Annotated in this window: 11 protein-coding genes and 1 riboswitch; of the genes, 2 read left to right on the top strand and 9 right to left on the bottom strand. The window is 65.6% G+C overall.

All coding sequences use genetic code 11. The annotated features are described in order from the left end of the window. Positions 1–31 precede the first annotated feature (31 nt). From trpS to BJL86_RS04845, 8 genes are all read right to left on the bottom strand, one after another. The gene (gene trpS, locus BJL86_RS04880; protein ID WP_075844855.1) at positions 32–1,084 is read right to left on the bottom strand and encodes a tryptophan--tRNA ligase; all 1,053 of its coding nucleotides are present in this window, start codon (positions 1,082–1,084) and stop codon (positions 32–34) included. 72 nt (positions 1,085–1,156) lie between these two features. Continuing rightward, a complete protein-coding gene (locus BJL86_RS04875; protein ID WP_067477937.1) occupies positions 1,157–1,405 on the bottom strand; it encodes a hypothetical protein in 249 nt (82 codons plus the stop codon). A 155-nt stretch (positions 1,406–1,560) separates the two neighbouring features. Beyond that, a complete protein-coding gene (locus BJL86_RS04870; protein WP_067477940.1) occupies positions 1,561–2,406 on the bottom strand; it encodes an exodeoxyribonuclease III in 846 nt (281 codons plus the stop codon). Positions 2,407–2,457: 51 nt separating this feature from the next. Beyond that, entirely contained in the window at positions 2,458–3,204 is a 747-nt protein-coding gene (locus BJL86_RS04865) for a hypothetical protein (protein WP_067477943.1), read from the bottom strand. 126 nt (positions 3,205–3,330) lie between these two features. Continuing rightward, positions 3,331–4,602 (bottom strand): MFS transporter, encoded by a 1,272-nt coding sequence (locus BJL86_RS04860; RefSeq protein ID WP_067477945.1) that lies wholly within the window; start codon positions 4,600–4,602, stop codon positions 3,331–3,333. Positions 4,603–4,712: 110 nt separating this feature from the next. Further along, entirely contained in the window at positions 4,713–6,782 is a 2,070-nt protein-coding gene (locus BJL86_RS04855) for a vWA domain-containing protein (protein ID WP_067477948.1), read from the bottom strand. Between the two features lie 140 nt (positions 6,783–6,922). Next, entirely contained in the window at positions 6,923–7,384 is a 462-nt protein-coding gene (locus BJL86_RS04850) for a PPOX class F420-dependent oxidoreductase (protein ID WP_067477951.1), read from the bottom strand. Between the two features lie 118 nt (positions 7,385–7,502). Continuing rightward, the gene (locus BJL86_RS04845) at positions 7,503–8,720 is read right to left on the bottom strand and encodes an NADP-dependent isocitrate dehydrogenase (RefSeq protein WP_067477954.1); all 1,218 of its coding nucleotides are present in this window, start codon (positions 8,718–8,720) and stop codon (positions 7,503–7,505) included. Between the two features lie 256 nt (positions 8,721–8,976). Then, a riboswitch (SAM riboswitch) is annotated at positions 8,977–9,137 on the top strand. A gap of 125 nt (positions 9,138–9,262) precedes the next feature. On the opposite strand from BJL86_RS04845, the gene BJL86_RS04840 reads away from it, so the two are divergent. After that, positions 9,263–10,594 carry an O-acetylhomoserine aminocarboxypropyltransferase/cysteine synthase family protein gene (locus BJL86_RS04840; RefSeq protein WP_067477957.1) on the top strand — a complete coding sequence of 444 codons (1,332 nt, stop codon included), beginning with the start codon at positions 9,263–9,265 and terminating at the stop codon, positions 10,592–10,594. A 53-nt stretch (positions 10,595–10,647) separates the two neighbouring features. Further along, on the top strand, positions 10,648–11,799 hold the full coding sequence (gene metX, locus BJL86_RS04835; RefSeq protein ID WP_067477961.1) for a homoserine O-acetyltransferase MetX: 1,152 nt from the start codon (positions 10,648–10,650) through the stop codon (positions 11,797–11,799). A 32-nt stretch (positions 11,800–11,831) separates the two neighbouring features. On the opposite strand, the gene BJL86_RS17520 is transcribed toward metX, so the two are convergent. Next, positions 11,832–12,206, bottom strand: a complete 375-nt coding sequence (locus BJL86_RS17520; RefSeq protein ID WP_231887305.1) for a DUF3017 domain-containing protein — start codon at positions 12,204–12,206, stop codon at positions 11,832–11,834.

The following is a 12,206-nucleotide window of genomic DNA, read 5'->3' as shown; positions in this document are numbered from 1 at the left end:
CGGCGGCGCGCCCGAATTTTTTGGGCCGCGCTTAGTTTCCCTTGGGTGCGACGAGGCCGAGGCGCTCGTAGGTCTGCGCGAGAACCGGGCCGGCCACCTCGCGGGCGCGACGCGCGCCGTCATCCAGAATTCGTTCGAGCTCCGCCCGGTCGGCGAGGAACTCCTCGAATTTGTCGCGGAACGGCACGACGAACGCCTCGACCGCGTCCGCGGTATCGCCCTTGAGCGCGCCGTACTGGGCACCCGAGGCCTGGTATCGCTCGACGAGGGTGTCGATCGGCGTATCGGTGAGCTCGGACTGGATGACGAGGAGATTCGATACGCCCGGCTTGTTCTCCGGGTCGAAGCGAATCTCGCCGTCGTTGTCCGTCACGGCGCTCTTGATCCGTTTGGCCGTCGTCTTCGGATCGTCGAGTAGGTTGATCAAGCCCTTGGGGTTGGATCCCGATTTGCTCATCTTTGCCGACGGGTCCTGCAGGTCGAAGATCTTCGCCGAGTTCGGCAGGATCTTCGGCTCGGGCACCACGAACGTCTTCTTGAACCGCGAATTGAACCGCTGGGCGAGGTTGCGCGCGAGCTCCAGGTGCTGGCGCTGGTCCTCGCCCACAGGCACGAGCTGCGGGCGGTAGAGAAGAATGTCGGCGGCCATGAGCATCGGGTAGGCGTACAGCCCGGCGGTCGTGTTGTCCTGCCCCTGCTTGGCCGATTTGTCCTTGAACTGCGTCATCCGGCGGGCCTCGCCGTCGCCGGTGATGCACTGCATGACCCAGCCGAGCTCCGCATGCTCAGGCACGTGGGACTGCAGGAACATCACCGAACGCTGGGGATCGATTCCGGCGGCGAGCAGCTGCGCAGCGCCTCGGTACACGCGCTCGCGAAGCTCCTTCGGATCCCAGCCGGGGATTGTGATCGAGTGCAGATCCGGGATGAAGTAGAACGCGTCGTAATCGTCCTGCAGACCAACCCACTGTCGCACCGCACCGAGGTAGTTGCCGAGGTGGTACGAATCGCCCGTGGGCTGGATGCCCGACAGGACGCGCTGTTTCTTCGCAGGCGCGGTGGTTGGTTCAGTCATGGTGTCCATTCTTTCACGCCCGCCCGCTTGCGCGAGAACGCGCTGTCTAGTTCTATTTTTCAATCAGATTTGGTGCGTCGATCATCGGACTGGCGGCCAAGGCGGATCGTCGACGTGCTTACTCGGCCCGGACGGGGCGCCTCGGTTCCACGCCCAGACGAAAAGCAACACGAACATGACGAGCACGGGGAATGAGACCGGCAGGGTGATCACGAGTGCCAAGCCGAGTAGTCCCAGAGCGAGAAGCCATGCGTCGGACTCGTCGACATCCGCGTCGCCTACTGCCCCGGGGTCTCCGTCTGCCGCGAACGCGCTCGACGGGCCGAGCAAGAGAAGCGCACCTACGACAACAACGACTCCACAACAAATGAACATTCCCCGGAGGGCGAATGAGGCTCTGCATGATCGGTGCATGTTTGTCCGATGCACCAGGCCCCTTCAGAAGTTCCCTTCGAGCTACGCGTTCGGTGCGCGGCTGGTGTCACCTACTTGTAGTCGACGACCACAGGTGCGTGGTCGGACCAGCGCTCGTCGTACGCCTTCGCCGCGTCGACGCGGTCGGCGACCGCTCGGGATGCGAGCCCGGCCGTGGCCATGTGGTAGTCGATGCGCCAACCGGCGTTGTTGTCGAAGGCCTTGCCTCGCTGGGACCACCACGAGTACGGGCCGATCTCGTCTGGGCGGCGCGAGCGGACGACATCCACCCAGCCCGTGCCCTCGCCGAGCACCCCGGTGAGCCATTCGCGCTCTTCCGGAAGGAAGCCGGAGGTCTTGTGGTTGTTCTTGTGGTTCTTCAGGTCCGCTTCCTGGTGGGCGATGTTCCAGTCGCCACACACGAGCATCTCCGGGCTCTTACCCGCCGCGCTATCCTTCGCGCGGCCTTCGAGGAACGGCCAGAACGTCGCCATGAAGCGTTCCTTCTCGTCCTGTTTCGGCGTGCCGGTGGAACCGGAAGGGAGGTAGAGGCTCGCGATGCGGACCTTCTCGCCCTTCTTCGCACCCGGGTACACCGCTTCGATGAAGCGGCCGGAATCGGCGAACTCGGGATCGCCGTAGCCGATAGTGACATCCTCGGGCTCGGCGCGAGAGAGAATCCCCACGCCCGCGCGCCCCTTGGTAGCGGCGGGAGCGATGATGAGGTGCCAGCCATCCTCCAGCGCCGGCTCGAGCGCCTTGGTCGCCTGCTCCTCGGTAGCGCGGACCTCCTGCATGCAGACCACGTCGACGTCAGCGGACTGCAGCCAGCTGAGCATGCCGGGGTTGCGCTCGTTGCGCTGTTTGACGGCAGCGCGGATTCCGTTGACGTTGACCGATGCGACCTTGAGACTCATGGCCACCACCCTAGCGACCGGGCCCGACGATCGGCATCGCAGACCGCACCGCTAGCAGGGCGAGAGGTACTCGAATCGATCGCTGAGAATGCGGGCGTTCCCGCCGCCGCGGCGCGCGGCGTCGCACACCGCTGCAGCATCGAAGCCGTAGTCGATGAGCACCGGGTACACGTTTCCGCCCTGATAGAAGCCGCGTAGCGAGGGGCAGGCGCCGGGCATCAAGTACATCGAATCACCGGGCACCATCGCCAGCGCCGCCGAGATCTGCCCGGCGGGATCGGGCGTATTATCGAGGATCGACGCCGTGATCAACACATAGCGGCCGTCGCACGGCAGCGAGGACACCTCCTCGGCTCCCCCTGCCACCGGCACCGAAGTGAGTGCGCCGGGGAACGGTGCGGGCGCCGAAGCCTCGGGCTGATTCGTGCCGCCGGATTCGCTTGCACCGGTAGAAGCGGCGGGCAACGTCTCGCCCTGCGCCTCGAGCGCGGCCTCGCGCCCGGGTACCTCAATATCCGTGAGTTCGAAGTGCTCCGTTCCGGGGGCGGCCTCCACGCTCTCGTCGCGGAACGTCCACCACAGCAGCCCTGCTGCGAGGACCACGACGATCAGCGTGGCAAGCACGGAAATGAGCACAGTCACCGGCGTCGAACTGCGAGTAGCGCTGGATCGTTCGCCGACCATCGCCTGGTGGCCGTACGGATGCTGCGGCCCCCGCTGCGGCGCCGCATTCCGGTTCTGGCTCCAGTACTCCCGCGTGCCGCCCCCGCGTCCGCGTCCATTGACATCGTTGTGCATTTATCGTTCGACCTCTACGTGATGCCTCTCGGCCAGACCAGGCCAAGTTGATGCATCAATCATCACGTATTCGGCGACATTTAGCCAGTGAAATCAAGCGAAATCCCCCGGCGCGATTCTGCCAGTTCAGCGCTCGTCGGGCAGCGCCTCCACCTCGGACACTCGCCCGGTCGGTGCCGCGTCCGCCGACGAACCCTGCACGGCGCTTCGCGCCTTTCGTGCCTGGATGACGGCGGGCACCGCGATCGCCAGGCCGCCGAGGGCTAGGCCGATGGCGGCCACTGCCGGCGCCCTGTAGCCCCAGCCTGCGGCGATGACCACACCTCCGAGCCACGCGCCGAGCGCGTTCGCCGTATTGAGCGCCGAGTGATTGAGCGCCGCGGCGAGCGTTTGCCCGCGGCCGGCCCACTGCATCAGGCGCGTTTGGAGCGCGGGGATCACGGCCGAGGAGGACAGGCCCACGAGGAAGAGCGCGATCACCGCCGTCACCGCGTTGGTGGTGGCGAGGTAGAACACCGCGAGCATGCCGGCCATGACGGCGATGCCGTAGAGGACGGTGCGTTCGAGGTTGCGGTCTGCGAGCGCGCCGCCGATGAGTCCGCCGATCACCATGCCGACGCCGTACACGGCAAGCACCGCAGGCATCGCCTCGCGCGGAACACCGGAGACCTCCACCATCGTCCACTGGATGTAGGAGTAGATGGCGAAGAGCCCGCCGAAGCCGACTGCGCCCATCGCGAGCGTGTACAGAACCTGCGGCTGGCGCAGCGCGGAGAGTTCGTCCTTCACCGACACCGTTTCGAGCGAGGCCGGGTTCGGGACAAAGACGGCGATCGAAACGAATGTCAGGGCTCCGATAGCGGCGACCACACCGAACGCCCACTCCCAGCCGACGGCGTCACCCAAAAACGTCGCGCCGGGCACGCCGACCACGTTGGCGACGGACAGGCCGAGGATCACCAGAGACACGGCTCGCGCCTCTCGCCCCTTCCCCGCCATCGCCGCGGCGACGAGGCATGCCGCGCCGAAATAAGCCCCATGCGGCACTCCCGCGAGGAACCGAGCCACGATTAGCAGGTTGAGCGACGGCGCCAGCGCGGAAAGACCGTTCCCGAGAATGAACAGGGCGACCAGCACAAGTAGCAGGTACTTACGCCGCATTCGCGCTGCCGCGATCGTGAGCAGCGGCGCGCCGATGACCACTCCGAGCGCGTAGGCGGAAATCACCACACCTGTGGCGGCCTCGGTGGTGCCGAATCCGTCGGCGATGGATCGCAGCAGGCCCATGGACGCGAATTCGGTCACGCCTATGCCGAAACCACCCATCGCCAACGACGCGATCGCGATGGCGAGACGGGCGGGCGACAGGGCACGGGAAGTCGTTTGGGTTTCGGTCACCCGGCAACGCTAGGACTGCACGTCGGGGCTTCGCTAGCCGCTCCGATCCACCCCACCCGATCAGACCACCCGACTGTGACGGCGGTCATCGAGATCCTTCAGAATCATCCCTATTTCGGTCCGTATTGACCAGGCTGGCCCCATTGTTGGTCGGCGGCGTTTCGACGTTTCCCGCGGGACAGCAGCACGGCGGCGAGCACCGCGAGCGCAGCCAGTATCGCGGTGATCCCTCCGCCCACAATGAGCCATATATTCGTGCCCTCATCGTCTTCCGCGGCAGCCGTCGCCGCATCGTCGTCGTTCTCGGAGCTACCTCCGGCCGCTGAATCGGGCTGCCCCGTACCACTGGATGACGGTGGGGCGTCCGAGGGCTCGGGGCCGGGCTCTTCGACGGGGCGCCAATCGGGGCCCTCGCCCGGTTCCCCATGTGCGGCGACTGCGAATTCGAAGGGCTGTTCCACGCCGCCGGGTTCCTGAGACTTAACGTTCATCGAAATAGCTACGTAGTGCGTGCCGGCGAGGGCACGATCCTTGCCGTACTCATTTTCGTAACGGTTGTTGTAGTCGATACTTCGATCGACGACGACATTTTCTGTCTTCTCCTCATCGTAGAAAGGCAAAGTCTCGTCGGCGACGTCATTACGCATCGGACCGAAGATTCCGATTCCCATATTCTCGTTCGTGTCCCGCACCGAGGGAAGCGCCTTGAACGTCACTTGTGGTCGCTGCCCCCATTCGACGGGGAAGCTGTAGTAGCGAGTCTCGCCAGGGACCATCGAGTCCGAATACGTTCCCTCCGTGATCGGCGCTGCATTGCCGAAGCTGTTGCCTCCGGAAACCGGTCGCGGTTCGGCGAACGGAAGGTCGGGCAGTTCTTGCTCGTTCCCACTACTGCCGGCTGGCAGTGCCGCAACCTCCTCGTCGGAAAGCGCGGGCTCGAACTGGACCGACACCTCGACCGGAATACTCTCTGGGCGAGTGTTGCCGCCCAAATCCAGGGAACTGAACTGCGCCTGCACCGACCACTCGTCCATGGCGCATCCGTCGACCTTGTCGCCATCGATGTATAGGCTCGCTGACTCCGCCGAGGTGAACCCACCCGCCTGGGTGGAGCCGTATGTCGATCGATCCCTACCGGTGCAGTCCGAGTCGCTCTCGTTTACGCCGTCGAGCCGGGCGCCGACGCCCTGTCCGCCTCGAGCGCTGTTTTCGTTGATCACCGGCAGTGGAGTCACCGCGACGCGCGCATGCATGCCTTCGGGTACCGCGACGCGGAAGAACTGCTCCTTGGCGTCGCTCGCAGATCCGGCGTGGGTGGTGACCTCGGTCTGATAGAGCCCTTCGCCGAGATACTTCGCGTCTTCGGGATCGTCGGCAAATTCGAACTGGGTGCCGGCCGTTTCGTACGACTCCATCGCGCGTTGGGTGAGGAACTTGAGCGATTCGGTGAGCGCGGCCGCGTCATCAGCCTGGCGGTAAGAGCCACTGGTTTCCCCCGCGATACATTCGAGTTCCTCGCGGGTGGCCTCGTCCGCTTTGAACCCGACGACGTGCACGGCAAGGCCGATGCCCTCGCCCGCTAACTCCTTCGCCACCTCGCACGGCGGCGGAGGAGCGCACGTGTCGATTCCGTCAGACACCAGGATGATCGAGCGCTCGCCCTCGCCGGACAGCTCGCCCCCGGCTGCACGGAGAGCGTTGCCGATCGGCGTATAGCCCTGTGCCTGCAGACCGTCGATCTCGCCCTTCAACCCTTCTTTGTCCACGCGGCCGACGGGAGCGAGCGTGCGGATGTCCTCGCAGCCGCGCTCGTGGTTCTCCGGGGCATCGTTGACCTGCGTGCCGTAAGCGAGCATCCCGACGTTCGCGGTGTCGGGAAGGGAGTCCACGAGCTCGGTCGCGGCGCGCTTGGCCACGTCCATCCGGGTACCGCCTTCGTCGGGCTCGAGCATCGACGACGACGCATCCATGACGATCGCCGCCTGCGCATCCTCACCCGAGGCGCCCTCCTGACCACCCTGCGCCGATGCCATCGGCGCAAAAGCAGCCACCCATGCCAGGACTACCGCCCCGACGACGCCGGCAGCGATCGCGGGACGAGCGGGGCTCGCGGCACGTCCGGCGTCATACCGCGATTTTTCCGTGCTTCCTACACGGCGGACAAGAAACGCATTCGGCATTACGCAAGCTCCTCACACAAACATTAAGCGGGAGCTTAGATATCTAATGCCAACACCGAACCAACTTCGCGTTAACGGGCACTAACAAGGTGCGAGGCGGGGCCGCGCGATGGGTCCGCGCGATGGGTCGCGTGGACGGACTACTCGGCGAGCTCGGGCGGGAAACCTCCGGTGGCGATCGGTCCCCACGAATCGACGGTGACGCGGACGAGGCACTTGCCTTGCTTGGCCATCGCCTCCTTGTACTCGTCCCAGTCGGGATGTTCGCCGGAGATCGAACGGAAGTACTCGACGAACCCCTCGAGCGCCTCGGGCAGATCGAGCACCTCGGCGGTGCCGTCGACGTGGACGTACGGATCGTTCCAGTCCTCCGACATGACACACAGGCTGACGGCGGGGTCGCGGCGAATGTTGGTGGCCTTGGCGCGCTGCGGATAGGTAGAGATGAGCAGCCTGCCCGAATCGTCGATGCCGCACGACACCGGCGAGGACTGCAGTCCCCCGGAGGCGCGGTGGGTGATGAGAACGGCACGGTGGGCGCCGCGAAGGAACGCGGTGAGTTGGTCGCGGTCTGGCCTGTCTGCGGTGGCGAATTTCGGCATGCCCTGACTCTATGCCCGAAATGCGGACTGCCGCCCCTGCTCCGAATCCGGTCTCGGATTCGGGGGGCGGCAGAAGTATGTGCGGTCGTGCAGCCGGCGCGGCCGCACGAGAGACCCGTTAGCGGAACGCGGCCTGCAGGTTCTCGTCGATCGCGGCGAGGAACTCCTCGGTGGTGAGGTAATCCTGGTCGCCCTCGGCGAGGAGCGCGAGGTCCTTGGTCATCTTGCCCGACTCGACGGTCTTGATGACGACGTCCTCGAGCTTGCCGGCGAACTCGCGCACCTCCGGGGTGTTATCGAGCTTGCCACGGTGATCGAGTCCGCGGGTCCACGCGAAGATCGAGGCGATCGGGTTCGTGGAGGTCGGCTTGCCCTGCTGGTGCTGGCGGAAGTGGCGCGTGACGGTGCCGTGGGCGGCCTCCGCCTCACACGTCTGCCCGTCCGGCGTGAGGAGAACCGACGTCATCAGGCCGAGCGAGCCGAAGCCCTGCGCGACGATGTCGGACTGGACGTCGCCGTCGTAGTTCTTGCAGGCCCACACGTAGCCGCCCTCCCACTTGAGCGCGGAGGCGACCATGTCGTCGATGAGGCGGTGCTCGTAGGTGAGGCCGGCCGCATCGAACTCGGCCTTGAACTCACGATCGAACACATCCTGGAAGATGTCCTTGAACTGGCCGTCGTAGGCCTTGAGGATCGTGTTCTTCGTGGACAGGTACACCGGGTAGTTGCGCTGCAGACCGTAGTTGAACGAAGCGCGCGCGAAGTCCTCGATGGACTTGTTGAAGTTGTACATGCCCATGACGACGCCACCGTCCTCGGGCAGCTTGACGACCTCGTGCTCGATCGGCTCGCTGCCGTCGTCCGGGGTGTAGGTAATGGTGACCGTACCGGCGCCGGGCGCCTTGAAGTCGGTGGCGCGGTACTGATCGCCGAACGCGTGACGACCGACGATAATTGGCTTGGTCCAGCCCGGAACCAGGCGGGGAATGTTGTCGATAATGATCGGCGCGCGGAAAATCGTGCCGCCGAGAATGTTACGGATCGTGCCGTTCGGCGAGCGGTACATCCGGCTGAGGCCGAACTCCTCCACGCGCGCCTCGTCCGGCGTGATGGTCGCGCACTTGACGCCCGCGCCGTGCTTCTTGATCGCATTCGCCGCGTCGACCGTGATCTGGTCGTCCGTGGCGTCCCGGCTCTCAATGCCCAAGTCGTAATATTCGAGGTTGAGGTCGAGGTAAGGGTGAATCAGCTTGTCCTTGATGAACTTCCAGATGATACGAGTCATCTCGTCGCCATCGAGCTCGACAACGGTTCCTTCAACCTTGATTTTGGACATTAAGTCTCGCTTTCCACTCGTACACGCCTGGGTGTCGGCGTTAACGGCCCGCGGGTCGGGGCCTCATGAGTCACAAATAACGTTTACATGACGCTTCCCTCAGTTTACGCATGATCCATTTTACGCACTGCGGGCAGATCGCCTCCCCATTGAGATTTACCAGGATTGGCTGACCCATGCCGATTTCTTTTCGTTCCGGGGTCCGATCAGGGGCCGACGTTGCGGCGCGGTCGGGCTGGCCTTAACATGGCCGGTAGGTCATGAGACTCAGCGCAAAGCCCCGGCTTGCTGAGCGGCAACCCTCCACCGCGGTGGGGTGCCCCGGGAGACGACCAGGCTCTACCTGCCCGGGCGAGCGCCGCGTTATCTGCGGCACACTCGCGAGAATTCGGGTATCGGTGGTAGCAAGCGCGGGTCCGCATGTAGACACGCCAGAGCACTCGGCCATACGCCTGATCAGGCAAATTGCCGAGCGGTACCCTCTGGAGAGTCGGCGCGGGCGGGCCCCACCGTATAAGGATGACGAGAAAGGGGCCACGGCCATGACATACGACAATTCAAACGAGAACTGGGGTTTCGAGACCCGCCAGATCCACACGGGCCAGCCCGTGGATTCCGATACCGGCGCACGGGCGCTGCCGCTTTACCAGACCACGAGCTTCGTGTTCAAGGACGCGCAGCAGGCTGCAGCGCGCTTCGCGCTGGAGGAGCTCGGCCCGATCTACACGCGCATCACCAACCCGACGACGGCGGTCGCCGAGGATCGTATCGCCTCCCTCGAAGGCGGCGTCGCTGCGCTGCTGTTCGCGTCGGGCCAGGCCGCCGAGACGGCCGCGATCCAGACGATCACGCAGGCCGGCGGCCACGTCGTCGCCTCGCCGCGACTCTACGGCGGCACCGAGACACTGTTGCGCCACACCCTGCCCAAGTACGGGATCACCACGACGTTCGTCGACGACCCCGATGACCCGCTCGCCTGGGAGCGTGCGATCCAGCCGAACACGCGCGTGTTCTATGCCGAGTCGATCTCCAACCCGCTCAATGACGTGCTCGACATCCCGGCCATCGCGCGCGTGGCGCACGAGAACCAGATCCCGCTCGTCGTCGACAACACCGTCGCCTCGCCGTACCTGATCCGCCCGATCGAACTCGGCGCGGATGTCGTCGTCGAATCGGCGACCAAGTACCTCGGCGGCCACGGCACCTCGATCGCCGGCGTGCTCGTCGACGGCGGCAATTTCGACTGGCGCGCACAGCGGGACGGTGAAGACCTCTACCCCAGCTTCACCCAACCCGACCCGGCCTACCACGGCGCCGTGTATGCCGACCTCGGTGCTCCGGCACTCGCACTCAAGGCGCGCGTCACCCTCCTGCGAGACACCGGCGCCGCGGCGAGCCCGTTCAACGCGTGGACGCTCACCCAGGGGCTGGAGACGCTCTCCCTACGCGTCGAGCGCCACAACGCCAACGCCCAGGTCGTCGCCGAATGGCTCGAGTCGCGCTCGGACGTCGCGAAGGTCAATTACGCCGGGCTCGAATCGTCGAAGTGGCACGGCATCCAGAAGGAGATCTCACCCAAGGGTGCAGGTGCGATCGTCACCTTTGACCTCGCCCTCCCCGATGGCTTGGACGCCGAGCAGACCAAACAGAAGGCGTGGGCGTTCATCGATGCACTGAAACTGCACTCGTGCCTGGTGAACATCGGCGACGTTCGTTCGCTCGTGTGCCACCCGGCGTCGACGACGCACTCGCAGCTTTCCGAGGACGCGCTGTCGGCCGTCGGCGTCTCCACCGCGACGATTCGGCTCTCGGTCGGTATCGAGGACGTCAACGACATCCTCGCCGACCTCGAACTCGGCTTCGCCACCTTGTAACGAGTCTGAGCACAGCAACGCACGCATCAACACGAAAAAGAGACCGCTTCGCCTTGTCCACTCCCGATGTGTCACCGAGCTCGCCGCCCGTCGCCCTCCCGGGCGAGAACGGCGAGCTCGGCCATATCTCGATCGGCGAACTCGAGCTGATCTCAGGTGTCGTACTGCCCGGCGTCACCATTGCTCTACAGGCGTGGGGACGGCTTAACGAAGACCGGTCGAACGCGGTGCTCATCGAGCACGCGCTCACCGGAGATTCGCACGTCTCCGGGCCGGTCGATCCGCTGCACCCGACACCCGGGTGGTGGAACGGCCTGCTCGGTCCCGGGCTGCCGCTGGACACGGACAAATACTGCTTTATCTCTACAAACGTCTTGGGTGGGTGCCGAGGCACCACGGGGCCGAGCTCGCTGCACCCGGACGGCCACTACTGGGGCGCCCGCTTCCCTGCCGTCGCCGTCCGCGACATGGTCGCGGCGGAGCTCGCCTTGTGCGACATCCTCGGGATAGATCAGCTCGCCGCCGTCATCGGCGGATCCATGGGCGGAGCCAGGACCCTCGAGTGGATGGTCGGGCACCCCGAAAGGATGCGCGCGGCGTGCGTATTCGCGGTCGGCGCGCGGGCAAGCGCGGACCAGATCGGCATCCAGACCGCGCAGATCATGGCGATCACCTCGGACCCGAATTGGCAGGCCGGCGGGTATCACGGCACCGGCCAGGTGCCGGTTCAGGGACTTGGGATCGCGCGCCGGATCGCGCACCTGACCTACCGCAGCGAGGAAGAGCTCGACGAGCGATTCGAAAATCGCGCCCAGCCCGGCGAGGAACCGCGCGGCGCCGCGTTCGGACCGGCGGGCCGCTACGCGGTGCAGTCCTACCTCGACCACCAGGCCGCGAAGCTCGTCACGCGATTCGACGCGTGCACCTATGTGCTGCTCTCCGATGCGCTCAACCGCCACGATGTGGGCCTCGATCGCGGCGGCGTCGACGCGGCGCTTACCGGCTGCCACGTGCCGTGCGTCATCGGCGGAGTGACGTCGGACCGCCTATACCCGCTCCGCCAACAGGAGCAACTCGCCGACCTCCTCCCCGGCGCCGACCCGCTGGCGGTGATTCCCTCGGACGCCGGGCACGACGGCTTCCTCACCGAGAAGGACGTAGTAGGGCCGCTGCTTACGCGCACGCTAGAACTCGCGGAGTCCTGATCCCGCCGCCGGTCTCGAGCCTCCCGCGACTGCTACCCGGTACCGAGTGAATCAACCGACAGCGACAGCCAGATGACCAGCACGCCGACCACCGCGAGAAATGCGACGTCGAAGGCCTTCGAGCGGACGATGAGCAGGCCCGCCTTCGTGTGGGGCAGCGCAGCCCGCAACACCGCGGCGAGTAGGGCGACCACGCCGAGCGCGAAGGCCCCGCGGCGCCAACGGTCGAAGACCATGAGAAGCAGCGAGATGACGATGCCTGCGAGGATGATCGCCAGTGGCCATTCCGCGCGAAGGCGGCTCCGCGAAAATCGCCGGGGGCGGCGGATCGGCGCCCGGTGACGCGGCCCGACGGCACTGCTGGGCCGGGACCTCCCGGCGCTGCCGGCCGCGCTGTTGTTCGGCAC

The sequence above is a fragment of the Dietzia timorensis genome (assembly GCF_001659785.1).
Lineage (GTDB): Bacteria > Actinomycetota > Actinomycetes > Mycobacteriales > Mycobacteriaceae > Dietzia > Dietzia timorensis.
This window is presented reverse-complemented; position numbering and strand designations above follow the sequence as displayed.

Coding starts and splice junctions, on each gene's coding strand:
- trpS (WP_075844855.1), bottom strand. CDS start 1,084: ATGGACACCATGACTGAACCAACCACCGCGCCTGCGAAGAAACAGCGC.
- BJL86_RS04870 (WP_067477940.1), bottom strand. CDS start 2,406: ATGAGTCTCAAGGTCGCATCGGTCAACGTCAACGGAATCCGCGCTGCC.
- BJL86_RS04865 (WP_067477943.1), bottom strand. CDS start 3,204: ATGCACAACGATGTCAATGGACGCGGACGCGGGGGCGGCACGCGGGAG.
- BJL86_RS04855 (WP_067477948.1), bottom strand. CDS start 6,782: ATGCCGAATGCGTTTCTTGTCCGCCGTGTAGGAAGCACGGAAAAATCG.
- BJL86_RS04850 (WP_067477951.1), bottom strand. CDS start 7,384: ATGCCGAAATTCGCCACCGCAGACAGGCCAGACCGCGACCAACTCACC.
- BJL86_RS04845 (WP_067477954.1), bottom strand. CDS start 8,720: ATGTCCAAAATCAAGGTTGAAGGAACCGTTGTCGAGCTCGATGGCGAC.
- BJL86_RS04840 (WP_067477957.1), top strand. CDS start 9,263: ATGACATACGACAATTCAAACGAGAACTGGGGTTTCGAGACCCGCCAG.